Source organism: Spartinivicinus marinus (assembly GCF_026309355.1).
Lineage (GTDB): Bacteria > Pseudomonadota > Gammaproteobacteria > Pseudomonadales > Zooshikellaceae > Spartinivicinus > Spartinivicinus marinus.
On record NZ_JAPJZK010000001.1, the window covers coordinates 4,375,923 to 4,399,200 of the forward strand.

23 protein-coding genes are annotated in these 23,278 nt (G+C 36.9%); 12 read left to right on the top strand and 11 right to left on the bottom strand.

What is annotated here, in order from left to right; translation table 11 throughout:
* Nucleotides 1-37: 37 nt before the first annotated feature.
* Nucleotides 38-1,162 carry an ISAs1 family transposase gene (locus OQE68_RS19585; protein ID WP_219340303.1) on the bottom strand — a complete coding sequence of 375 codons (1,125 nt, stop codon included), beginning with the start codon at nucleotides 1,160-1,162 and terminating at the stop codon, nucleotides 38-40.
* 538 nt (nucleotides 1,163-1,700) lie between these two features.
* On the opposite strand from OQE68_RS19585, the gene OQE68_RS30900 reads away from it, so the two are divergent.
* Together OQE68_RS30900 and OQE68_RS19595 are read left to right on the top strand one after the other, a co-directional pair.
* Nucleotides 1,701-2,372, top strand: coding sequence for a response regulator transcription factor (locus OQE68_RS30900; protein ID WP_180569510.1), 672 nt, complete (start codon nucleotides 1,701-1,703; stop codon nucleotides 2,370-2,372).
* The gene (locus OQE68_RS19595) at nucleotides 2,303-3,661 is read left to right on the top strand and encodes an ATP-binding protein (protein WP_180569509.1); all 1,359 of its coding nucleotides are present in this window, start codon (nucleotides 2,303-2,305) and stop codon (nucleotides 3,659-3,661) included. Before OQE68_RS30900 ends, OQE68_RS19595 begins: the two co-directional genes overlap by 70 nt.
* Nucleotides 3,662-3,781: 120 nt before the next feature.
* Here OQE68_RS19595 and OQE68_RS19600 read toward each other — a convergent pair whose 3' ends face one another.
* Nucleotides 3,782-4,441: an ankyrin repeat domain-containing protein gene (locus tag OQE68_RS19600; protein ID WP_180569508.1), complete on the bottom strand. Its 660-nt coding sequence runs from the start codon at nucleotides 4,439-4,441 to the stop codon at nucleotides 3,782-3,784.
* Between the two features lie 121 nt (nucleotides 4,442-4,562).
* On the bottom strand, nucleotides 4,563-5,285 hold the full coding sequence (locus tag OQE68_RS19605) for a substrate-binding periplasmic protein (RefSeq protein WP_180569507.1): 723 nt from the start codon (nucleotides 5,283-5,285) through the stop codon (nucleotides 4,563-4,565).
* A 298-nt stretch (nucleotides 5,286-5,583) separates the two neighbouring features.
* Between OQE68_RS19605 and OQE68_RS19610 the strand changes: the two genes are divergently transcribed.
* From OQE68_RS19610 to OQE68_RS19625, 3 genes are read left to right on the top strand one after another with little or no spacing between them, the layout of a single operon-like run.
* Complete coding sequence (locus tag OQE68_RS19610) at nucleotides 5,584-6,090, top strand: hypothetical protein (protein ID WP_180569506.1); 507 nt, start codon at nucleotides 5,584-5,586, stop codon at nucleotides 6,088-6,090.
* Between the two features lie 34 nt (nucleotides 6,091-6,124).
* Nucleotides 6,125-6,376, top strand: coding sequence for a hypothetical protein (locus tag OQE68_RS19615; protein ID WP_180569505.1), 252 nt, complete (start codon nucleotides 6,125-6,127; stop codon nucleotides 6,374-6,376).
* Entirely contained in the window at nucleotides 6,373-6,864 is a 492-nt protein-coding gene (locus OQE68_RS19625) for a pilin (RefSeq protein ID WP_180569504.1), read from the top strand. Before OQE68_RS19615 ends, OQE68_RS19625 begins: the two co-directional genes overlap by 4 nt.
* Before the next feature lie 68 nt (nucleotides 6,865-6,932).
* On the opposite strand, the gene OQE68_RS19630 is transcribed toward OQE68_RS19625, so the two are convergent.
* The 6 genes from OQE68_RS19630 to OQE68_RS19655 form a co-directional block, all read right to left on the bottom strand.
* Complete coding sequence (locus OQE68_RS19630; RefSeq protein ID WP_180569503.1) at nucleotides 6,933-10,187, bottom strand: hypothetical protein; 3,255 nt, start codon at nucleotides 10,185-10,187, stop codon at nucleotides 6,933-6,935.
* Nucleotides 10,188-10,551: 364 nt separating this feature from the next.
* On the bottom strand, nucleotides 10,552-12,075 hold the full coding sequence (locus OQE68_RS19635) for a S8 family serine peptidase (RefSeq protein ID WP_180569502.1): 1,524 nt from the start codon (nucleotides 12,073-12,075) through the stop codon (nucleotides 10,552-10,554).
* Between the two features lie 46 nt (nucleotides 12,076-12,121).
* The gene (locus tag OQE68_RS19640) at nucleotides 12,122-13,573 is read right to left on the bottom strand and encodes a S8 family peptidase (RefSeq protein ID WP_180569501.1); all 1,452 of its coding nucleotides are present in this window, start codon (nucleotides 13,571-13,573) and stop codon (nucleotides 12,122-12,124) included.
* Between the two features lie 90 nt (nucleotides 13,574-13,663).
* A complete protein-coding gene (locus tag OQE68_RS19645) occupies nucleotides 13,664-14,410 on the bottom strand; it encodes a hypothetical protein (RefSeq protein WP_180569500.1) in 747 nt (248 codons plus the stop codon).
* A gap of 300 nt (nucleotides 14,411-14,710) precedes the next feature.
* Entirely contained in the window at nucleotides 14,711-14,971 is a 261-nt protein-coding gene (locus tag OQE68_RS19650) for an acyloxyacyl hydrolase (protein ID WP_180569499.1), read from the bottom strand.
* Nucleotides 14,972-15,058: 87 nt separating this feature from the next.
* Nucleotides 15,059-15,292 (bottom strand): hypothetical protein, encoded by a 234-nt coding sequence (locus tag OQE68_RS19655; protein ID WP_180569498.1) that lies wholly within the window; start codon nucleotides 15,290-15,292, stop codon nucleotides 15,059-15,061.
* A gap of 697 nt (nucleotides 15,293-15,989) precedes the next feature.
* Here OQE68_RS19655 and OQE68_RS19660 point away from each other — a divergent pair.
* Nucleotides 15,990-16,610 (top strand): DUF2799 domain-containing protein, encoded by a 621-nt coding sequence (locus tag OQE68_RS19660; RefSeq protein ID WP_180569497.1) that lies wholly within the window; start codon nucleotides 15,990-15,992, stop codon nucleotides 16,608-16,610.
* Between the two features lie 61 nt (nucleotides 16,611-16,671).
* On the opposite strand, the gene OQE68_RS19665 is transcribed toward OQE68_RS19660, so the two are convergent.
* Both OQE68_RS19665 and OQE68_RS19670 read right to left on the bottom strand, forming a co-directional pair.
* Nucleotides 16,672-17,319: a hypothetical protein gene (locus OQE68_RS19665; protein ID WP_180569496.1), complete on the bottom strand. Its 648-nt coding sequence runs from the start codon at nucleotides 17,317-17,319 to the stop codon at nucleotides 16,672-16,674.
* A 269-nt stretch (nucleotides 17,320-17,588) separates the two neighbouring features.
* On the bottom strand, nucleotides 17,589-17,831 hold the full coding sequence (locus OQE68_RS19670; protein WP_180569495.1) for a hypothetical protein: 243 nt from the start codon (nucleotides 17,829-17,831) through the stop codon (nucleotides 17,589-17,591).
* Between the two features lie 212 nt (nucleotides 17,832-18,043).
* Here OQE68_RS19670 and OQE68_RS19675 point away from each other — a divergent pair, with 212 nt between their 5' ends.
* From OQE68_RS19675 to OQE68_RS19700, 6 genes are all read left to right on the top strand, one after another.
* Nucleotides 18,044-18,601 (top strand): cytochrome b, encoded by a 558-nt coding sequence (locus OQE68_RS19675; RefSeq protein ID WP_180569494.1) that lies wholly within the window; start codon nucleotides 18,044-18,046, stop codon nucleotides 18,599-18,601.
* Between the two features lie 403 nt (nucleotides 18,602-19,004).
* A complete protein-coding gene (locus OQE68_RS19680) occupies nucleotides 19,005-19,943 on the top strand; it encodes a helix-turn-helix domain-containing protein (protein WP_180569493.1) in 939 nt (312 codons plus the stop codon).
* Nucleotides 19,944-20,088: 145 nt separating this feature from the next.
* Nucleotides 20,089-20,424 (top strand): phage holin family protein, encoded by a 336-nt coding sequence (locus tag OQE68_RS19685; protein WP_180569492.1) that lies wholly within the window; start codon nucleotides 20,089-20,091, stop codon nucleotides 20,422-20,424.
* Nucleotides 20,425-20,450: 26 nt separating this feature from the next.
* Entirely contained in the window at nucleotides 20,451-21,059 is a 609-nt protein-coding gene (locus OQE68_RS19690; protein WP_180569491.1) for a MarC family protein, read from the top strand.
* 340 nt (nucleotides 21,060-21,399) lie between these two features.
* The gene (gene moaB / locus OQE68_RS19695) at nucleotides 21,400-21,912 is read left to right on the top strand and encodes a molybdenum cofactor biosynthesis protein B (RefSeq protein WP_180569490.1); all 513 of its coding nucleotides are present in this window, start codon (nucleotides 21,400-21,402) and stop codon (nucleotides 21,910-21,912) included.
* An 82-nt stretch (nucleotides 21,913-21,994) separates the two neighbouring features.
* Nucleotides 21,995-23,218, top strand: coding sequence for a molybdopterin molybdotransferase MoeA (locus OQE68_RS19700; protein WP_180569489.1), 1,224 nt, complete (start codon nucleotides 21,995-21,997; stop codon nucleotides 23,216-23,218).
* Nucleotides 23,219-23,278: the final 60 nt, after the last annotated feature.

Here is a 23,278-nt window from a genome sequence, read left to right on the forward strand (position 1 = left end):
GGAATCCATATAGAGCCCAGGGCAATCGCATATAAATTTACACGGAGCAAATTAACTTCATTAAATACTCATGATCCCAACCAGCAGAAAGCCTCTTATTTTTTATACCAATTTTATAAGTGTCATCTTGTTTAAGAATATTAAGGGCTATTTGCCTAATCCTAGACATGTTTTCTGCTGAATGACCTATACGAATTCGACTATCATCTTCCCTAAATGCAACATCCAAACTCCAATGTAGGCTGTTCTCAATTTGCCAATGATGTTGAATCATTTCACTGACAGCTTTTGCTGATAAGGGCTGGCTAGAAATATAATAGCGTTGTTCTTTTGATTTTTTGCCTTGCAAGGTACGTTCTGTCTCAACCCTAATGACAGCAGCTAAATCGATCCACTCTGTTGCTATAGGTAGTTTAGCCACTGAGTGATAAACCCAGCAGCGTCGTATCTCATGACGGCCATGCTGTTCTTTTTCTGAAGAATGAAAGTCAATAGCTGGACGTTGATACACTTTGGCTTTTTTAGAATACAGTTGTTCTTGAATAGCAGAATATAAGCGACGCTGGTTATTTTTAACTGCCAACAAGTAATGAGCCCCTTTTTCACGAATTTTTTTAGCAATGGCTTTATGACACCCCATCGCATCTATTGATACAACAGCACCTTTAACCGCTATCGCTTCTAATAGTTCAGGAATGGCGGTAATTTCATTGGATTTTATATCAGTCTTAAGTTGACCTAACACTAACTTATTTTCTATTGACCATGCATTAACCAAGTGAATAGCATTCTTCTTATCAGGTTCAGTAAATGATCGTCTAAGCGTTTTACCATCAATGGCTACCAACTTGCCAGGTAAGCTATCAGTGATTGACTGAACCCATTGGATGAAGCAGCTTTGAAACGATGTAGGGCAAAGGCGTGAGAAAAAACGACCAAAGGTATCATGAGAGGGTATTCCGTTGGGTAGCTCTAGAAAGCTCTTAAACCATGCTTCTTTGGCGTTACCAAATCGCTCAATAGCGACCCAGTCATCTGCCCCGCATAAAGCAGCACAAATCGTAATAGTAATAATATCAATGAGCTTATGACGACGACGGCGTTCCATTCGAGGATCATCTAACTGTTCAAAATGATCTAAAACTGTACTATTTTTTACCAATGTTGCACTCTATATCAGTTGCTTTTTATTCTATTATACTGATTTTGTTGTATTTTTATATGCAATTGCCCTGATATAGAGCCATAGTTATTTTACACTGATTGGTTCGTTAAAAAACACCTGTGATTGGTTTGGCGCTTACGATATTTATAAAGCAATTGAAGGTAAAAATGTGATTATTGAGCCTAATAGCCCAAGTCCTGGTGTTATAGTTGCTTTTATTGAGGATAATGGAGCACCTATAGAGTTTTTGCAGGTAGACCGATCAATAGCAGAAGAAGGAATTTAAGCGTTGACGATAAGTGTAAAGAATTTGTAAAGTTACAAGGATTTGTTTGGTATTAGTGTTGTTATTTGCCCCATAGTAGTATATTTGCACCTGTAAATTACCTGAAGAATAACCCCGTCATTAATCAGTATGACATCAGCTTAAGTAAGTATAATACCCCTAGTTTTGATATTTCATCAGGTTGAGAAAAATATACAAGGGGCCTGATTAAGTATTTGAGTCAAGCACGATATAAAAATAGGTTGTGTAGTGAAAGTACTATTAGTCGAAGATGATGTAATGATCGCAGATGGTATTGCTAGGGGGCTGAATAAGGCAGCCCTACAAATGGAGCATGTAACTTGTGTTAAAGATGCTAAGTTAGCATTGGTAGACCAGGGGGTAGGATTGATTGTTTTAGATCTAGGGTTGCCTGATGGAGATGGTTTAGCTCTTTTATGTGAGTTACGAGGTGATGGCATGGAGTTACCCGTTTTAGTGCTAACAGCCAGGGATGAACCAAGAGATAAAGTGCTTGGTTTGGATAGTGGTGCTGATGACTATTTGGTTAAGCCATTTAATATGGATGAGTTGATTGCTCGTATCAGAGCGTTATTAAGGCGAAGGATGGGTAGGGCTGCTGCTGTCATTGAGTATGGTCCACTGACATTAGATCCAGGGCAAATGCAAGTATTGTTGGATCGACAGCTTGTCACTATTCCCTTACGACAGTTTCGCTTACTTCAATATTTATTGGAGTCACAGGGGCGTGTAAAAACCAAACAGCAGATTATTGATGCCCTCTATCGCTGGGATCAGGATATCGAAGAAAACACTATAGAAGTATATATTTCGCAGTTGAGAAAACATTTATGGCCCAGCCTAATAAAAACAATGCGTGGAATCGGTTATTTAATTCCAAAGTTCGATCAAGCTCATTAAAGGGCCGTATATTACTTAGAGTTGCACTAGTTCTAACAGCTGCTTGGTTTATAGAGGTGATTTTTTCCAAAGGAATTGCTTGGTATAAAACCCGGGAGTTTTTTCAACACCAAACTCAACTGATGGCAGAAAGGTGGATTGGGGTTGTTTTACAACCAGAAATTAGAAACTTACAATTAAAACAACAACCTAGTTTATTATTGTTGGGATGGCGTGAAAATGAGCTGGTTATTCAGCAGGGCGACGTAACTTTTTCAAAACCAGCGAAAAAAGAAACTTATGTCATTAAAATAAACAAGCATAAATGGGTTATTAGTACAGCTTGTCAAAATAATGCTTGCGTATTAGTAGGGCTTAGAGATTCTGAAAGAAAACATGCTGTTCGAGGCTTAGTTATTCTTATTTTTGTTCCGTTACTGATAATCTTTGGCATTGCTATGCTGGCAATGCATTATGCAGTCAGATCAGGTTTGCAACCACTTAATTTATTAACCCAGCAAGTATCAAGTGTATCTATTGAGAAGCTTCCCCCTTTGCCTGAATCATCAGTATTAAAAGAGTTGTTACCTCTTGTATGTGCCTTGAATCAATTAATCAACAATATGAAAGCTCAGCTATTAAAAGAGAGGCAGTTTTTAGATACTTGTACTCATGAACTAAGAACGCCTGTTACAGCTTTAGTTGCTCAAATGCAAAGCCTCGGTTATTTAAATAATAATGTAAGCTCTGACTTTAATAAAGTGAATAATGCTGCATTAAGAGTTGTAAGAGTAGCGAATCAATTTTTAAGCTTAGCGAAAACAAATAACTCGAATGCACTGGCTAACCAGTCTGAAAAATTTGATGTGTGTGAGTTGTTTCGTCAGGTGATTGCAGAATTAATAGTTGATCATAACCACTGTGACTGTCAGATGCAAGGTGCCAATTCAATCAAGGTTTGTGCCGATCCACTAGCGATGGAAATGATATGTCGTAATTTAATTGAAAATGCATTGCGTTATGGTATTAACCTTAACAGTGGTAAAGTGCAAATTCAATTTACTTGTGAAGTGGAAGATGGGCAAGTAAAAATTATTGTTGAAGATGCTGGGCCTGGAGTAATGGAAAATTACAGGGAGAAATTAGTCCAGCGATTTTATCGTATACCTGGCCATGGGATACAGGGAGCAGGACTTGGATTAAGTATAATTAATGAAATTGCAGCTTTTTACGGTGGTGCTGTAACTATTGGTGAAAGTCGTTTGGGTGGCTTGAAAGTTGTGGTTTGGTTGAAAAATATGCTAAGTTAAAAAAAGATATGTAACTACTATAGCAAAGCACCAATACCCTTCTAGACTTTTATTGTCTAGTTAACCCTCTAACAGAGTGCTTAAGAATTTAATCAGCTTTGTTAGAGGAGATAAGACATTCTACTTAAGCAATAGCTGGGTTATTTCAGAATAGCCTTTTTCTTTGGCATGAATTAAGGGTGTTTTACCTGACCTATCTGCTATTGTTTTATCTGCACCTGCTGCTAATAGATGCCTGACAATTTCAATATAATTTTTACTGCCATCACCTAAAATGATGGCTTCTAAAAGAGCAGTCCAACCTATATTATTGATACGGTTTACTGGAGCTTTCGCGTTAAGTAGCATTGTAACAATTTCAACTTCGCCTTGTGCTGAAGCATAAATAAGCGCTGAACCTTGGTAGCGAGATGTAATCATAGTCGGGTCTATACCATGGCTTAAAGCAAGCTTGGCTAGTTCTGGATTCCTATTTTTAGCAGCAATATTTAAAATATCCCTATTATTTTTATCAAGTACATTGATATTTGCTCCATGCTTCATAAGCAGATCAAATAGTTCTAAATTACCTTTTCTTGCGGCAATTAGTAATGGTGTGTCGCCATTAGGTGATTTTATGTTTATATTAGATTTTGAGCTGTCTAATAACTTTTGAATTGCTGTTGTATTACCTTGTAATGATAGTTGAATTATGTCTTGTTCATTCCCATAACAATTATTGACTAAAAATAATGTTAGTGCCATTTTTAGAAATCGAAAAATCATTCTCTTTATTGACATGCTTGAACTCCGTAAAGATTATAAGTGGATGGTAATGATAAATTACCATCTGATCCTGACGATAAGCTGATTAGGATAGCTTTTACTTATGTATACTCTGATCTTTAGCTATATTGATAGGCTAGTTGTTTTTTATTGTATAGACATTTTTGATTAAGTCATCATAATAGTACTGCTCATATTTACCTGCTTGGGTAAACTTATAGAGTGCATCACTAAATAGTTTGATTAATTGTTTGTTATTTTTATTCTGTTTGGATAATAATAGGTAGGTATTCTCTTTTTTTAATGGTTGCGGATGGTTGGTGAACATATGGACAGTTGATCTTGGGAAGATTTTGTTGATTTCAAAATATCCAACACTAAGGTCGTGGGGGAAGATATCAATACGCTCTTTGAGCAGCATTTTTAAATTTTGTTCATCGGATTTAACTCGAATAACTTGCAATTTCCCTTTTTTTTCTTCCTGTATGAATTGCTCACCATAATGATAACTGATAGTAGCACCAATTCTATAGCCTCTTAAATCACTATAATTTTTCCAGGTGAAAGGGGTGCTTTTTAAGTGGAAAAACACAAATGTAATATGTCCGATAGGGTATTTGCTATAGTAAAAATCTTTCTCTCGCTCAGGTGTTTTATACCATAAAAAGGTTCCATCAACTATGCCTTGACGAGCAGCTTCTAGCGATCGTGACCAAGGATGAAATTGATATTGAACCTTAACCCCAAATGAAGAAAATATTTCAGTAATAATACGGGGAGTTACTCCGTAATGATTAAGCTCTTTAGAGACGTATGGAGGCCATTCTCCACCCGCTAAAATAAGGTTTTCTTTAGCCATACAAGTGGAGGTTACCATTGTAATCAACAAAACAATTTTCAGAATGTTCATACGCTGCTTTGAAGGCGAAATTTAGAGGTGCTTATAGTATAGATGGTAACTTTTAGCTTTTTGTCGTTATTATTTAAAGTATTGAAAGTTATTAGTAGTGCCCTTTATTTTAGGTTTAGTTGCTGCTTGATTATTGAGGATTTTATATAAATTGCTAAAGTGTGCTTATAGCATATAAATAATTTACTGGGAGGAAGTAATGAGCTGGGGAAGGTTTCATTATATTTGCCGAATAGTTAATGATGGTATGAAAAATAATAACAGTTTTGATGACTGTTATGATGAATTAATAAAGTCAAGAAATATTGAGTTTTATGGCAATAAAATTAAACTTGGTAGTATAGAAGATTTCTTATTAAAGTCTATCCAACTCGAAAAGGATGTAGAAAAGAAGCGTAAGGCTTTAGAGTTGTATGCGCGATCTGATTTCTCTAATAAACTTGCTATGCCCTCACGACTTAGAGGAATCATTATTTATCTTATGGCTGTTTGCGCCTTGTTTTTGTTACTGTGCTTTGTATATCGAGTTAAGGTTTTTCCTGTATTTCTTGAGGCATTTTATCAGGCGGGAGGATTCCCTATTGACGATATGAACTGGTTTTTTGAAAGCTATTCAATAGCTCTGTTAGGAGTAATACTACTACTGGGAGTATCATTATTGATCACATATCAAATAGGGCAGCTATTTCATTCTCATTTTTCAAATCAGGCTAGACTGTTTATCATACCTAAGTCTATAAAAAAAAACACATAAGAACATTCAAGAAATTATAGAGTATCCGTTGAAGATGAACTCAGATGTTGCTGAAGCTAAATCTCATTCAATAACTGGTCATTTAAATAGCCTTAAAAATAAAGGGTTGGTGCTTAGTAATGAGATGGGAGTTTTATTCAATCAAGAAGGTAGTAAGCTAATAAGGCAATGTGAAAACTATATAAAAAAAATAGTGGTTGTAGTAGCAATTTTGTTTGTGATAACAGTGGCTTGGATTTTTATAAACTTGTACGGGCCAATATTTTGGTTAGGAAAAATAGCATGAAAAACTTAAAAGGATTTACTTTAATTGAACTAATGATAGTCATTTCTATTATTGGCATTTTATCTACTATTGCTATACCTGAATACCAAGATTATGTACGGCGTAGTGAAGTAGCAGAAGCTATCAGTTTAGTAGCAACAGCAAGAGATCGAGTCACTCAGTATTATAATGATCGTAAAGAATTTCCCATTAATAATCAGGACGCAGGTTTACCTAAGCCAGATAAAATGATAGGCAATCGAGTGGTTAGTATCGAGGTTGTTAATGGAGCAATTTATGTCACACTTGGTAATAAAATAGGCAATCCCCTTAAAGGGAAAGTGCTGACATTTAGACCCGCTGTAGTGAAAGGTAGCCCTGTTAGCCCTATTTCTTGGTTATGTGGTTATGATTATGCTGTTGATGGTATGGAAGCGATAGGAGAAAATAAAACAGACATTACTAATGAGTATTTGCCATCTGTTTGTAGGAAAAGGGATAGAAAATAATAAAAGAGGCCACCTAAAATAGGTGGCTGTCGGAGTTTGCAATTTATATTATCTAAATTTCTATTGGTTTAAAGCTCACTTATATCAAAATAGGTAAAAATAGGTGGTTTAAAGCTAGGATTAGTTTTCCTAATTTCATCGATATATGCTTGCTGAAATTTGCCAGGTATTAAGTTTGATCCAGACTTAACTTTATTCTCATACACCCACGGTTTGGTTGTTCCTGATTCTTTATAAAAAAAGCGTCCATCCTCACTGTTCCAACCCTCAAACTTTTTAGAGTGATTATCGTTACTACTATCTGCAACTTCAAAAGTTGTATATTGTGGTGATGACGTTGGAATAACTTGTGAATAAAGCAAGTCATTAGGGATATGTTTATTAATTTTGGTTGTAGAAGGGCCTTGAGCCTCTTTTTCTTGGAAAACAGTTTTGCTAGTAACTACCCAACCACGTTGGTCATCATAGTTTAAATACACAAAATTAAAATATCCAGCGCCACGTTTATCATTAGCGTTGTTAGCAAAAAACTCATTCATTTTACGACCTCCTTTGTCATTAGTATTATAAATAGCGTCATCGAGTCTTAATAGAATATCTTCATCACTATACGGCTTTCCTTCGTTTTTGAAGTTTTTTCCTTCTGGATCAGAGTCATGATAAACCCTTAGTTTTGTTTGATCGGTTGGATGTTTGGTAACTATAATGGAGCAGCCATTTAATCCTGGTGTAAATGCAAAGTTATATTCTGGGTTAGTTTTAGGTATATCTACATAACCTACAAGTCCTCCTTGTGACCTATCTGGTGTAAACGGAATATAGTATCCACCTATCACATTTTTTTTATCAATTTCTGATAGTTCTGGGTTATTAACCCAACGTAATACGCCAGAGTTATGTCCTTTGTCTCCTCTTAAATAATCTATGGTGAAATAACCACTTTGGCCAATCCGTTGTATTCTAGAGCCTGAAACTATAGTTGTTTCCATTGGGCCAATTAAGTTGTCAATTTCAATAGGAACCTGACTAGTAATCAATTGTGGATTGTCATTAAACATCTCAGTGATTTTATTAGAAACAACATTATCTTCCTCACTTATCATAGTACCAAAGCGGTTTGTACGTGCTCCTCCACGTCCTTTAGCATAATCGAAAGTAAGTTCATATACTTCAGGCACACTATTTAGTTTCTTTCTGACATATAGTGAAGTTTTATCGAAAGCACCATTTTGATAATTTCCTAGAAGAACTAATACATCCGCTTGTGAACCTTGAAGGCGAGGAGCTGCAACTGCAAAACTACCATTTGTTAATCTAACGACGCGAGCGTTTTCAATACACTTAACAGATTGGTCTTCGGAGCGTACTGACACTGCAAACTTTGCTTCCGCTCCTCCAGATATCGAAGCACCAATTCGTGCAGCTCGAGTAATTTCTTGCGGAATCACTGAGTTTTCACCACCAATTTGAGTTAGTTCATTCATTGAATAGATTGCAGGCAATGAGCTTTGAGAAGAGCCACTTACAACCTGTAAAGAAGATGCATCAAGTTTACTATTGAACCAAAAGCCATATGGGAAGCGAGCATAGGCTTTTCCTTGGTAGAAAATGCTGTGTAATTTCTTGCTTCCTTTTTCAATAATATACTTGCGTGCATTGTGAACAGATTTTACTGTTTCTCCAGTAGTGTCCCAGATTTGATTGAGAGTACTTTGTAAGTTAATTGATGCTTTGTTTTCAAAGATAATTGAGGCTGCTCCATTTACTTTTAACCCCTGAGCAGCATACTGATAGAGTTTGGCTGATCCACCTCGGAATAAGCTTTTCATCACTGATGATTGACGTGCTAATTTGTTTCCTACACCAGTAGCTTCTAGGGTGTCAGTCACTGACTCAATGATTGAGCCAATTCCTTCAATTTTTTCATTAGGGCTATCAGCATTTATAATAGTAATACCGCCAACACCAATTCCTCCTGCGACCACGGCCATATCTACTATTTTTGAAAGTTTACCTGAAATACCTACACCTAAAATTCCTACAATATTAGAAGTGAAATCGAACCAATATTTTAGGTTTTCTGTATGCTGTTCGCTACGCTGTTTGTAACTAGTGTCAATATCGGTGAGGGCAACTCGAAAAAATTGATTAGTCATAGCCTTACCGTAGTCAACTTTTCTCCCAATATTTTTTAAATTAAGCTCTATTTCTGTACCCATTTGTAAATATGATTGAGCATAATAAGGATAGACTTCGGCCTTTGTTGTAGTATTAATTAGCCAGTTTTTATACCAGGCTAAAGCTGCCTCTTTGGTAGAAAAGCCACCACGCATTCCCTGTTTTGGTCCACTACTAAAATGCCAAATATAAATTCTGGCAGCTTCATCAGTGATGAGAGCATGGTGTTTACTAGGTGTCGCAGGAGCGTTACCTTGTGCAGCTAAATCTGGGATATAAGTGATAATCTCTGGGTTACCACTATGGAATTTTTCTATCACTTGCATTTCTTCTGGAGACAATTCTCCGGTTTCTGGATTTGCTCCACTTGAACGATAGGCTAGTTGTGCTGAGTATAGTAATTGATCAGGGTAATACCTTTCGAGAGTTGCAGTCGTTTCCGCTTTCACCTGGGTAAGAATCATATAGGCCCAGTCAGAAGCATCAAGGGATTCTGCTTTCATTACCCGAAGAAATGCTTTTCTAGCTTCATTACTAAATTTCATAGCGGGTTGATCTACATGCCATATTTTGAAATCTGACATATCAGAAACTATTCTACTATTCCCTGTTTTTGCTCGCTGATTTTCCTCCGCGGCGGTACCAGTGTTAGTGACCCATTGAATATAAGCGGTAGGAGGTACACTCTTTGGTAGTCCATAGCGTTGTTTCCAGCGTATCTTAGAAAAATCAATAAGACTGTGGTCTTTTATTAAAATATTCGTTGAATCTTTTAATGCCTTTTTAATTTTGTCGATATCAGGCCATTTCTGATGTTTATCTTTTGCTTCTAGGTGTAAGGAATTGGGATCGCTGGGGGGAATTGGAAATAAGGGCTGTCCGCTTTTATGTGCACCAACTAATGCAGGTTTTTTTGCAGGAGCCGAGCTGCCAAAGGCCCGTGTCTTAGCTAATTCAAGCAATGGGACTCTCTTCCATTGGTAAACCGTTGGCCGAACCGATGGTATCCAGCCTGACTGAGCATAAGCAGTATTTTGAGTCACAAAAACACCACTTGCTTCTGTCTGGTATCCAGCTGTTACAATGATATCTTGGGGATCAGTAATCCCAACTGAAGTAAAATGATCTATAAGAATTTGATCCATTCTTGCATTTATATTGGGTAAAATATCGGTGCTAATAAGAAGCTCTGAGTTAGCCTGTAAATAAGAGTTTTTATTTGTGTCAGTAGGGGACTCTATACTATACTATGCTGTGAATTACTATAAACATTATTCATGCTCAATGCTGTTAGTGAAATTGCTATAAATAAAGGTTTTAGTTGCATTGTCTCTTCCTTTAGGTTTTATCAATATTGATTAACTGGTTGCTAAGTTTTTTCAATTTTTAGTGCTTTTTACAAATTGTTCTGTGGGGTAAAATTAAAAAAACCACCTAAAAATAGGTGGTTTAAGTAAGTTCTGATATATAATTATCAGATTTCTAGTACTGCATCTAGAAAACTAAATTTTACCGACTTAATAAGTCATCGATTGCTGCATCACAATTAAGTAGTGGTACAGGATTTAGGGTATCACCTGGTTTATAGGTATAACCATAACTATTTTTAGTGAGATAATTTTTGATAGCCTGCTGATTAAGAGACGGTTCTATTTCTTTTAATTTAGCTATACAGGAAAGGGTTTCTGCAGCAGCTAAATGAGTTGATGCACTAAAATATTCCTTATTACCTGCAGAAATTATTGCTTCTGCATCAAGCTTATTTATTGTAGGGACGTAATTAATAGGAATTCCTTCTGCTGAGATAGTTGTATTTTTACTGATGTTGGCAAAAGGCATTGGTACATTAGCAGTATAAGGACTATTAAGCCAATCTCCTACTCTAGGTGTACCTAATAGACCTCTATCATCAATAAAAAAGATGGGAAGATTAATGGGGGAGTGGGCTGTAACTGATATTGTCTCAGGTAAACATGCAGGAAAAGCAGTTTGCCCTGTGTAGCCTTTGTTACCAGTAGGAGTAACTACTACAACACCACGGGCTATCAGGTCATTAATGGCTTGTCTTATTTGGAAGAAAGTGTTTTCACTATTTTGAACTACAGAATGTTCAGAGCAATCACTACCCTTAACACCTCTATAATATAAACTTGGTAAATAAATAATGTCTACTTTTTTATTGGGGTTATTTACATATTCTAATAAACCTTCTTTAATACCTAACCAGTCATAAGTTCCACCATCAGGGCCTAACTCACTTCCATATAAGTTATTTGGTCTATAAATTGTATGATGCACGTTATAGACGCTTATATCACTAAGATAGGCACTGCCAATTTTGGCGATTGATTCTTTTTTACTACCTGATTTGTACTTTTTGGCTGCTATACTGCTTACTATCTCTGCACCCATATAGCTAGCATTATCAATATTATATGCAGCGCCTTTACCAGATTGACGACTTGATCCTGATGGACATGAAGATTTCTTTTGATATTTTTTATCTTCTGGCTCATACAAACCATCATCATAATCTGGGTCAAAACCTTCCATATCATAAAGTGGTAGTAAGCAATGTTCATCCACATGCTCTATTTCGGGTCGGTTGCTCGGTATCCCTGTAGTAAATACAGCTACTTTTATATTTCTTCCTTCTGGGCTTGCAATTATATTTAATATATTTGGATGATTTGCAAATTTTTTTAGAGTATCAATATCAAGAGCCATATACTCACGATAAATAGGACCCTTTATATGTTTTTCATAGTTCAAACCAATTAGGTAGTTGCTATTTACTAGTTCTACTAGCTCTTTTTTTTCTTTGTCAGGAAGATTGAAATTAATTTCAATCCATACTTTATAAAGCTCATTTTTATAATCACTTGAATTGGCAATATCATTGATTAAGAGTTTGCTGTATTTATTTAGGTTTGGTGATAACTCATTCTTGACTTCATCTACAGTAACTGCCTTTAAGTTAGAGCAGTTTAATGCTATAAAAAAAATAGTGCTGAATTTTATGGCTGGCTTCATATTATATTCCAGAATGTATGTTTAAGATTATGGTATTATTTAGTAGCTAAATTCTAGAGGATGGCGTTAGTAATAGTGCATCATCACAATTTAGCGTAGGTGTATTAATGTCGTAGTCGTTCTTCTTATTTCCTTGTTTGACTGAATATTTGAAAATGTCTTTTATTTCAGTCGTTGTTAATTTTGGATTTCTCTCTAGCATTCTAGCTATACATGCTGAAACGTAAGGAGTAGCCATAGAGGTGCCTGATGATTTTATTTTTAAAGAGGTGGGGTCATCTTTATCATAGTTTGCATTTGTTGATTCTATCTCATGGCCTGGTGCTAAGACTGTTACATATTTAGATAAATTGGTATAGTCTGTGATATTTCCACTATTATAAGTTTCATTTGTATAGTCGTCTGCTCCTGATGTTGGATAGATTGCGCCAACAGAAATTACATTTTGAAGGCAAGCTGGAAAGCCAACATATCCTTTTTGGTAATTATTACCAGAAGCGACTACGATTTTTACCCCTTTATTTACTAGGTTATCAATAGCTTTTTTATAATCAACTAGATGTCCTGATAACAAACCATCACAATTTTCTGCAGAATAAATGCTACTACCTAGACTCATATTAATGATATCCACATCAGGAATGTCTGATGCAATCTTATTTAATGCTTCAATAGTGTCATGGCGAGATCCATTGCCTTTTTTATGTAAAGAACGTAAGCTGATAATTTTAGCATCATAGGCCATTCCAGCAGGGGCTCCTTCCTTAAGAGGTTTAGCTGCAATAGTTCCTGCTACATGTGTACCATGATTATCTTGTTTGCCATCTATGGTACGAGCACTGCCTCCTTCAGTTGGGTAATTTTGTGGACAATTGGATGGCTCTCCTTTCTTATCAATATGCTTAGAAAAGCAATAGTGAGAAACATTAGGCAATTGTGGGACATTGGCTACGCCAGAATCAATAACAGCTACAGTAACACCTTTTCCAGTAAGATCTTTGAAGCTGGTGTGCCTATAGTCACTTTGGGTAAATGAAGTACGATAACTTCTATTCTTTGTTGATAAAATTCCTGTATTGGATGAAACTTCCTCTATATAAATATATTTGGAAGAGTTGCTCAGTTTAATGATATCCTCATATGTAGTTTCTATTGTAAATAATGGTGATGTTCCTACCATGTTAAAATTACTATAACGGATACCTGCTGAGTTTAAAATATCTTTTGCTTCATCTTCAAAGCTCGTATTATTGCTATTTATCAGACTGTCTGAAAGTTTAATAGAAATTTTTATCGTTGAATTTTTTCTAGTCGTTTCCAGTTTTCTTTTAAGCTGTCCTGCAATGTTGGGGTAATTAAATTTGCTTTTTAAGTTAAAGTTTGTTTCATTAATTAATTTGGGGCTGAGTTTATTCGAGCCTCCAGTATTTTCAGATGCTGTTGCATTGCAAGTAACAAGAAAAGCAAGACTTAAGCTTGACAATAAGTGATTTTTCATAAAAGGCTCTTTAGGTTAAGGTTAATTATGAATATATGATAAGTATCAATTATTGATACTTATCATATATGTAGTAGTTATCCTAATTCTTTATTTTTTACTCACTTTCAATTTATCAATAACAATCGTACTAGCAGGATCATCAGCAAAAATTCGAATATTGCCACAGTTGTTATATACACTGCTATTGACTCGACCTGTTGAATTACTTCCTGATACAGTAATTCGACTGGTGCTGCCACATGCATAGACATTGATTGTCGCTGTTTGATTGTTAATACCATGAACTACCATTTCTAACTGATAATTACCGGCTTCTTTTAATTGATATTGAAGTTCGCCACCACTGGCATAAGTATTAGTTAGATGGAACTCATTTTTATCTTTACATAAAGTACTGGGCTTGGCTTCTGAAAGCTTTGCTGTACCTGTGGTTTTCCAATTGGCGAGCTTGTCTACTTTCTGAATAGATTGACATAACTTAGTTTTAGAATTTGCATCGCCAGGGGAGGGCCAATTGTTATCAGTAGGCCAGTTATTATCTGTTGGCCAATTCGGTTTTGGCCAGTTAGTACTTGGCCAATTATTAGAAGGCCAGGATTGGTTAAACCAGTCATCATTACTTTTAGTTCGGCTATTCCAGTGTTTTGCTTTAGTTGAGTTGACTTTTTTTGATGAGTGTTTGTTAGAGCTATTCCAGCTAGCTGAGCTGCTGCACTCTGAAAAACCTTTATCTGATTGAAAGCAAGAGTCACTATCAAAATAACCATTGGCCTGGCTTAATGAGCTAAGAGCAAGGGTGGTCGTTGCTATAAAAGCTAGTTTATTAAGTTTCATATTTTATCCTTAACTTTATTGGAGATATTCTATGGTATGTTAGTGCAAGCTATTTTAATTATGTGGTTAGTTAATATGTTGGCTTGTTTTGCATTTTTACTTTTGTAAATTTTATCTTTACACGCTAGTGTGATCTTGGTGAGTTAATTTAAAATTAATTTATCAACTTAATCTTAAGATATAGCTCAGTTAGGAGAGTAAGATAAGCTTTAAAAGATAAAGTCCATTACGAAAATAATGGACTTGTTTTTGACATGTTGTTAGGAGAGTATTGTTGTTGTGAGGGAAATGGTTATGAGTTTAGAATGTATAACCAACACTTAAACCAGCAAAATTTTGACCGCTATTTTCTTTAGTGAGTGAGCCGTTGGAAAAGTGTCTGGCATAAAGCTCTAAAGCAACACCATTATTGAAGCGGTAGCCAACGGCTAAGCGTTCACCAAAAGTGAATTTAGATCCGATACGGTTGGTATCATTATCTTTAATATAAGCACCTAAACCTAGAGTAAGGTAAGCATTAGTGCCGCTAAGTAATGCGACATCTTTCGATATACCAAACATATTTAAATCATACTGGCTTAAGTCTACATCATCTTTAAAACTTTTATTAGAGGGGTCATTTTTGGAGCTTTTTCCTCGGAAGACACCTTATTCAAGATTGTTTCTTGCTGGCAGACGAAAAAAGGTATCAGGCTGGCTATAAGAAATTCCACCAAAATATAGCTTTTCAAATCCTTTACCGCGAAAGCTCATGCCGCCATGAAACATGACTTGGTTTTTTGTATCGCCAAACATTGGGTTAGTGGAAGCAGTATCCGCAACTGTTGATTCAGCTACTAATGAGTTTGTTATTAATGCTAATAAACAAAGTTTTGTTTTCATTGTTTTGCGCCAATCAATGAAGAATTATTTTTGAAGGCTCAATTAGTTGAGCGATAATGAATTGTAATTATTTGTATTTTTTTGAATAAGTCTATTTACACTTTGCTTACATTAAAGTGTGAGAAATATCATAAATAAAATTGTTTCTCAGGTTTTATGTTATTCGTGTTATACGTTTCACGAATGATTTATAGGTTTTATTATGACCACCATGGATGGTGGGAATGTAGTTTATGCATTATGACATGGATGTCATGTATTAGCGCAATGCAGGAGCAATTGCCGAGGAGCATTTAACTGTCTTCACTCTTCACTGCAATCACCTATTATTATAGGATCATGGGGCTATTGTCATTTGATGGCCGCACCTAAAAACCATTCGTATTGACTATATATGGAGTCTTTGTATTTCTTATAGAGTTATATTTATAACGCTATGAGTGTTGCTATAACTATATTCTTATACTGCTTGGTAAACTATACTTGCTGAATAAGTATTATTACGTAGATGTGATTCAATTAAATTGCTTTATAAGACCCATGGGCAATAAATAAGTAAATATTGTAGATGATAATCATTATATTTTAAGAGGCTTTCTAACAACTTGCTGACAGCGATTGATAACTATTGTGCATTAATTATGTTATGCTTTGGCAGTTGAGTCCTTATCAACGCCAAACGCTAAAAGGGTGACCAATGAAATTAGTTAAAAAACTAGTATTGATTACTTCAATAGTACAACTTACTGCTTGTAGTGTTATGTCAAGAGAAGAATGCTTGACGGCAGACTGGTATACCGTTGGTTATGAAGATGGTGCTGATGGGCAATTATCATCAAGAGTTGGTGATTATCGTGAAGCTTGTGCTGAGTATGGCGTAACGCCTACTTTAGAAGACTATCGATTGGGACGACGCTCAGGACTTGAAAAGTATTGCACTGAAGCAAAAGGGTATGCTGAAGGTATTGAAGGCAATAGCTATAAAGGCGTTTGCCCTTACGAGTCTGAATCTTTATTTTTAGCTGGCTATAGGAGAGGGAAAGAAGTCTATCAGGCAAAAAAAGAATGGGAAGATATTCGTGATGACTTAAGGCATGCAAAGTCTAAGCTTGAAACGCTTGATGAAGATATTAGAAAAAAAGAAAGAAAATTAGTCAAAGAGGGATTAACTTCGGCGCAGCGTTCAGCAATACTACAGGAATTAAATAATATTAGGGATAAAAAACAACAGTTACAACACAGGATTTATCGTCTTGAAAGTGATGCTCGCTGGTCAAAGCAACAATATAACTCACTACGTTATAGAAGTAATTGGTAATTAAGTATTGTAACTGACTAAAAGATGGCTACTCGATTATTGATAGAAGGCTAATCAGCAGCTATTGGATTTTGTTAGGTTGTATAGTTGAAATAATATTTTCCACTTTTACTGAGTCTCCCTTTATAATAATTTCTAGTGCTTGCTGGGCAATTTTGTTATGGGTAATTATTGCTATATGGTGCTGCTGGTTATGCTGATAGATGTAAGCATTGATTGACTCATTAGAGTAGTACCATTTTTTTTGATCTGCATTGAGTATTTTACCAAATAACCCATTTTTCCATACAGCTTCTTCTACATAATTGTCAATAGTTTTTGGTAGGTCATTAAGCGTTAGTTGAAATTCAACTTGAAACTGATTCAATGATACTGAGTTATGTGTTGATTGATATATGGATGGCGGAAGTGGTGTGTTAAATAAGATTAGAGGAGTCACTTTGATCGAAGTGTTTTCGGGGTAGTTCAATACTGCTGAGTTGTTGATTTGCTTCATTTCTGAAATACTTGAGGGGAAGGTTAGTTGTAGTTGATGCCATTTGTACTCAAACCCTTCGTTATTATTTCTTCTAGGCCATCTTTCTTTATTTGCTACTTGATTACAAATATGTTCTTGCTGATAGCAAATATCATGAATAGAATTACTTGAGTTACTACAAGCTGTAGCAGTGAATATAAGAATAGTATTAAGTAAAGCAACTTTAAACATTTATTGATTCTACTTATAATAAAATAAGTTTACTTATTTTATTAGATTTATTGGTTTGAGAGTAGCATTAATGATCAATTTTTTTTATTATACCTATCATTATTCGTTTTTAGCTGCATTCTCACCATCCATGGTGGTCATAACAAAACCTAGAAATCATTCGCGAAGAGTATAATTAAGCTGTTTCGCCATTATATGGCTTATAACTCGATAACCTTGTTTTTTGTATAGGGATTGAGCGACTTCATTTTCTTTGTAAACGTGAAGCACTATATGATTGAATAAGAAACAATACCGATTTTTTGTTGATTACTATTTTCTACTATATAAATGTACTGATCTTTTGTATCAATGCCATCTTTGTACTTATACGAAAGCTGCTCTTGGGCCGTAGCTAGTGCTCTTTCAGGTGGTAATTTGTATGCATGTGTTATCCATTCAGCATATTCTTTTATTTCATTGGCATGAAAATCACCAAATTCATGCTGTATCATTGGGCGCAGAGTAATCATAATTTCCTATTTTATAACTAACTGGTTGGTTTGAAATGATGGGTCCTATGAAAAGGTAAGTTTAATTTACCTTATTGATAGTAGAGATGCCCAAAATTATATCCTAATTAAAATAAGATGCTTTAAAAAGTCAGCTTATCATCAGGAAAGTAAGGTAGTCTACCAAGCAAGTCTGAATAACAATATTATTCTGTTGAGGAGAGCTGTACTATATGCCTAGTTCCAATCAATTAGCTCAAGGGGCTGACAAGTTAAGTAAAACAACAATTTCTCTTCATTGGATTGTTGCTATCATAATGATTTTTTTGCTGGCCTCTGGCGTTTATATGACTTATTTTGAAGATTTTAATTGGTACTCCTGGCATAAATCAGTTGGTGTGCTGGCTTTGTTAATGGCTATGGCCAGGGTTGTGTGGCGCATTAAGGAAGGATTTCCAAAGGCGTTGAATAATAAGCAAGTAGTAATGAATAAACTTGCGAAACTAGCACATTTTGTTTTACTTATTTGCACAATCATCATGCCGGTATCAGGAGTTATTTCATCTGCAGCCGGGGGGTATGGTGTGCCTTTCTTTGGTTTTTCACTATTTGATAGTGTGGCACCAACTGAAAGACCAATTAATGGTTTGTTAGCTGGCGTTGCGCATGAAGTTCATTATATTGCTGGATATTTTATGATTGCCATTTTGGCTTTACATATTCTAGGTGCATGTTGGCATCAATTGGTTAAAAAAGATAATACTCTATATAGGATGGTTGGAGCTAAATAACTAGCAGCTAGAATAGAAAGCTCTTGCAATAAAGATATTTCATTGCAGGAGCTTTTTTATTTAATTTATTAGAGGTGCCCTAAAGCGAACCCCTCATTGATCAAACCACGAACACTACCAATCATTTTTTTCACTGGGTAGTTGAGTTAGGCGAGTCGAATAGCGGCTTTTTCTGTTGCATTGCAATGGGGAGGCCGCACAATAAACTTTGAAAATGGGCGAGTGTTTGATCGCTAGGGGCAGCTGGTAGCCTGGATACTGATGACACGTTGTTTCTCCTTTTTGGTTCATGTCCTTATCCTACTCAGCGAAAGTTGTTTATTAAATTGGCTTAAAAGACAATATACATTAAGTTTAAGCCATATCAGGCTAGAACAATGATAAACGATAGATGATGAGTGAGATGTATAAAGTCGCGATTTTAGCTTATCAAGGGCTCGCAACTTTTGAGTTTGGCTGTGCCATTGAGCTATTTGGGTTACCGCGTCCTGAGTATGATCAATGGTATAGGGCTGAGGTGGTGACTTTTGACAAATCACCTGTTGCAGCAACAGGTGGCTTCTTAATGTCAGCAAAACCAGTGACAAGCTTATCTAGTTATCACACTTTGATTATTCCAGGTTGGCCAACTCACCAATGTGGTGTCTCAGAGCTGATCAAGCAGCAACTCGTCAAACTCTATCGCCGAGGAGGGCGGATAATATCGTTCTGCTCAGGTGCCTTCTTGTTGGCTGAGTTAGGATTACTTGATGGTCGTTGTGCTACCACCCATTGGCGTTATGCTGCACTATTCCAACAGCGGTATCCTCAAGTTAACTATCAGGATAATGTGTTGTATATGTTTGATGGCCAAATTGGTTGTTCAGCAGGCAGTGCCGCAGGGATTGATTTGGGGATCGAAGTCATACGCCAGGACTTTGGGTATGTAATTGCTAATCAGGTCGCGCGTCGGTTAGTGGTCTCGCCCCATCGTAGTGGTGGTCAGGCACAGTATGTTGAAACTCCCGTTATCAAGCATCATAGTCAGTTTTCAGCAACGCTGGATTGGGCAATTGAGCATTTGCAACAGCCGCTGATAGTAAACGACTTGGCTGAGCAAGCACATATGTCTCGTCGTAGTTTCGATCGACACTTTAGGCAAGCACTTGGAATGTCTGCTAAAGAGTGGATTAATCGACAGCGTTTGACTTTGGCGCAAAAACAGCTAGAAAAGGGAGCAGTATCTGTGGAACAAATAGCAATAAGAGTTGGGTTTGGGAATGCAATGAATTTGCGGCACTACTTTAGAAAATACCTTGGACTTTCTCCTACCCAGTATCAAGGGCAGTTTTTTAGTCAATAAGCCCGAAAAGGCGCTGCCGGAAGAGCTCTTGCACTGTGTTGGCTTGCGTGGAAAAGTAACCAGCCTTACACTTCACAAGCTGTCTTGTGCAATAATCTGTTCGATTGTGCAGAGGCTATAAACAAGTATTCGAGGTGCCCTTAATATGTTGGCCATTTTAGTTCACTTATTATTAACATCTATTTTTCTGTTAATAGTCGCTAACTTTGTTAAAGGTGTTGAAATCAATAATTTTGGTGCTGCATTTTTTGGTGCTATTGTTTTAGGTATATGTAATGCAGTGATAAAGCCAGTGATTTCTTTTTTAGCTTTTCCTATTACTGTTATCACATTAGGGCTGTTTTTGCTCGTCATTAATGCGCTTATGCTACAGCTGACAGCTGCCTTTGTGTCAGGTATTAAAGTAAAGGGATTTTTACCTGCTGTTGTGGGGAGTATTCTGCTAACCCTATTAAACTTGCTGATTGATTGGGTGATGTAAGGGTAGAAGTATAAGGAGAGCTTCAGTTGGAGGATTTAATACGGCAGTTTGTATTACTTTGGGCTGTTATTGATCCAATAGGTACACTGCCTGTTTTTTTAGCTGTCACAGCTGGCGGCAGCGTTGCGCATAATCGAAAAATTGCTTTGGTTTCAGTGGGTGTAGCCTCCCTGGTTTTATTGTTTTTTATCGTTGTTGGTGAAATTCTGTTAGAGGCGATGTCCATTCCTTTATCTGCATTTCAGATCGCAGGTGGAATCGTCTTATTTGTTTTTGCTCTGTCGATGATATTTGGTGACAGTAAACCCGAAGAAGAACTACAAATGGTAAATAAAGGGGTTGATAGCGCAATTTTTCCTTTAGCCATCCCTTCCATTGCATCACCAGGAGCCATGATGGCTGTAGTGCTACTGACTGACAATCATCGTTTTTCGTTAATTGATCAGGCTATAACTACCGGTATTGTTGTACTCATCATGTTTATAACACTGATGTTGTTACTTATTGCACCACTCATTCAAAAAGTGATTGGTACTGCGGGAGCAAGTGTCATTAGTCGGGTAATGGGGTTAATACTGGCTGCTGTTGCAACTAATAGCGTGTTAGCAGGGATTCAAACTTACTTTCAATTGTAGGTCAGGCTGGTTCCTGAGGAAACTGATAATGAGTTAGTGACTATTGACGAAAATCAATATGCATGCAAAAAGAACCAGTAAACTAAAATGCTTAAAACTGTAAAGCTAGGATAGGTAAAGTAAGCTGGCTATGCTGGATGACCACGTTGGCTAATAGTGTTGTAAGTTATTACAAAAATAAGCCATCAAATTAAGTCATCAATAGTCGTGAGGTTATTAGAGGCAATAAAAGGTCATAATAGATAAAGGTCGTAATAGATAAAAGTCATTTCGTTTTGATTCCGGCTTAAATCTATTTATGATGGTAGGCTAAATTACTCTTAGATTAGGATTAACCAAAGTGCATCAACATACTGATTTTATTCCACTAAATATTGCTGTGCTTACTGTAAGTGATACCAGGGATGAGTCTACTGATACATCGGGTCAGTTCTTGATTAGCGCTTTGCAGGAAGCAGGTCATCAATTAAAGCATCGGCAAATTATCAAAGATGACATCTACCATATTCGTGCCATTGTTTCTGAATGGATTTACGATGACGCTATACAAGTGGTATTGATTACTGGAGGGACGGGCTTTACTGGGCGTGACAGTACACCAGAGGCAGTAGCAGTATTGTTTGACAAGGAAGTAACGGGATTTGGTGAGTTGTTTAGGCAGGTCTCTAAAGAGGAGATCGGTACTTCTACACTTCAATCAAGGGCGCTAGCTGGGTTAGCAAACCATACAGTCATTTTCTGTTTACCAGGGTCAACAGGAGCTTGTAGGACTGGTTGGGAAAAAGTCATTCAACCACAGCTGGATAGCACGACACGCCCTTGCAACTTTGTGTGTCATTTGTTGCCGAATTGAAGTAAAGCAGCAGGATTGCGCTTGACTATCAATTAGAGGGCTTTAGCTAAAGTAGAATCAAAAAAGTGGAGAAAATAGTTTAATGAGCTGCTCAGAGAATAACCTTATTACAGTGAGCCAGGCAATTGCCCAAATTCAAGAAACCTTGGAACATAAGGCAGATGTTGAATGGCTGTCTTTGGCAGAAGCTGTAAACAAAGTGGTAGCAGCAGACCAATTGTCTACTTTAAATGTGCCCCCTGCCGCCAACAGTGCAATGGATGGCTACGGCTTCAATGCCAAAGACTTAGCCCCTGACCAGCCTACTCAATTGCCTGTTGGGTTAAGAGTGACTGCCGGTGACCAACCAGGAACACTACCCTCTGGTATGGCAGCAAGAATTTTTACGGGGGCTTTTATTCCTGCCAATGTTGATTTAGTCATACCCCAAGAACTAGTGAAGGTTACCAGTGATCAGATTGAGGTTCAGCCTGGCTGGCGAATAGGGCAGCATATTCGAAATGCTGGTGAAGATATTGCCGAAGGGCAGCAGGTAGTCGCTGCTGGTAAACGCTTGAGACCTCAGGAGCTTGGATTGCTGGCTTCCGTGGGAATTATGCAAGTACCGGTTTATAAGCCTTTAACGGTTGCTTTGTTTACCACTGGAGATGAGTTAATTGAACCTGGTCAGCCATTACCCGATGGCAAAATTTATAACTCAAACCGCTATACCCTAATGGGACTATTACAGCAAGGAGGCTTTAATATTATTGATGGCGGTACTTTGCCTGATCAGCACGAAGCGACTAAACAAGCATTATTAAAAGCCAGCCAGCAAGCTGATGCAATCATTACCACAGGTGGGGTTTCTGTGGGTGAAGAGGATTATGTACAGGACGTGATCCAGGAAAACGGCACAGTACATTTATGGAAGTTGGCTATCAAACCAGGTAAGCCACTACTATACGGGCAGCTGAATAAAAAGCCCGTGTTTGGTTTGCCTGGAAACCCTATTTCATCATTAGTCACTTATTTAATGGTGGCACGCCCTGCATTGCAGCAAATGCAAGGTTTACATGATACCCATCCAGCGAGTTATCGCTTTAAAGCTAACTTTGTTAAGAAGAAAAATCGTAGTCGAGCAGAATACCTTAGAGTGCAATTACAGGTACATGAAGATGAGCAAACTCTTGTAGCTTATCCTAAGCAAGGCTCAGGAGTGCTGTCATCTGCAAGTTGGGCGACTGGGCTGGCACTTGTGCCAGCAGACACAGACGTTAATCCTGGTGATTGGCTTGAATACTGGCCATTTAACGAGCTTGTCTAGTCATATAATATTGATCAATACGGCTTTTAAAGTGCAGTAAAATAGGTAATAGATAGTGTT

Coding starts and splice junctions, on each gene's coding strand:
- OQE68_RS19645 (WP_180569500.1), bottom strand. CDS start 14,410: ATGAAACTTAATAAACTAGCTTTTATAGCAACGACCACCCTTGCTCTT.
- OQE68_RS19680 (WP_180569493.1), top strand. CDS start 19,005: ATGTATAAAGTCGCGATTTTAGCTTATCAAGGGCTCGCAACTTTTGAG.
- OQE68_RS19605 (WP_180569507.1), bottom strand. CDS start 5,285: ATGGCTAAAGAAAACCTTATTTTAGCGGGTGGAGAATGGCCTCCATAC.
- OQE68_RS19665 (WP_180569496.1), bottom strand. CDS start 17,319: ATGTTTAAAGTTGCTTTACTTAATACTATTCTTATATTCACTGCTACA.
- OQE68_RS19650 (WP_180569499.1), bottom strand. CDS start 14,971: ATGTTTGGTATATCGAAAGATGTCGCATTACTTAGCGGCACTAATGCT.
- OQE68_RS19700 (WP_180569489.1), top strand. CDS start 21,995: ATGAGCTGCTCAGAGAATAACCTTATTACAGTGAGCCAGGCAATTGCC.
- OQE68_RS19660 (WP_180569497.1), top strand. CDS start 15,990: ATGAAATTAGTTAAAAAACTAGTATTGATTACTTCAATAGTACAACTT.
- OQE68_RS19640 (WP_180569501.1), bottom strand. CDS start 13,573: ATGAAAAATCACTTATTGTCAAGCTTAAGTCTTGCTTTTCTTGTTACT.
- OQE68_RS19595 (WP_180569509.1), top strand. CDS start 2,303: ATGGCCCAGCCTAATAAAAACAATGCGTGGAATCGGTTATTTAATTCC.
- OQE68_RS19630 (WP_180569503.1), bottom strand. CDS start 10,187: ATGGATCAAATTCTTATAGATCATTTTACTTCAGTTGGGATTACTGAT.
- OQE68_RS19615 (WP_180569505.1), top strand. CDS start 6,125: ATGAACTCAGATGTTGCTGAAGCTAAATCTCATTCAATAACTGGTCAT.
- OQE68_RS19670 (WP_180569495.1), bottom strand. CDS start 17,831: ATGATTACTCTGCGCCCAATGATACAGCATGAATTTGGTGATTTTCAT.
- OQE68_RS19610 (WP_180569506.1), top strand. CDS start 5,584: ATGAAAAATAATAACAGTTTTGATGACTGTTATGATGAATTAATAAAG.
- OQE68_RS19685 (WP_180569492.1), top strand. CDS start 20,089: ATGTTGGCCATTTTAGTTCACTTATTATTAACATCTATTTTTCTGTTA.
- OQE68_RS19675 (WP_180569494.1), top strand. CDS start 18,044: ATGCCTAGTTCCAATCAATTAGCTCAAGGGGCTGACAAGTTAAGTAAA.
- OQE68_RS19635 (WP_180569502.1), bottom strand. CDS start 12,075: ATGAAGCCAGCCATAAAATTCAGCACTATTTTTTTTATAGCATTAAAC.
- OQE68_RS19655 (WP_180569498.1), bottom strand. CDS start 15,292: ATGAAAACAAAACTTTGTTTATTAGCATTAATAACAAACTCATTAGTA.
- OQE68_RS19625 (WP_180569504.1), top strand. CDS start 6,373: ATGAAAAACTTAAAAGGATTTACTTTAATTGAACTAATGATAGTCATT.
- OQE68_RS19600 (WP_180569508.1), bottom strand. CDS start 4,441: ATGTCAATAAAGAGAATGATTTTTCGATTTCTAAAAATGGCACTAACA.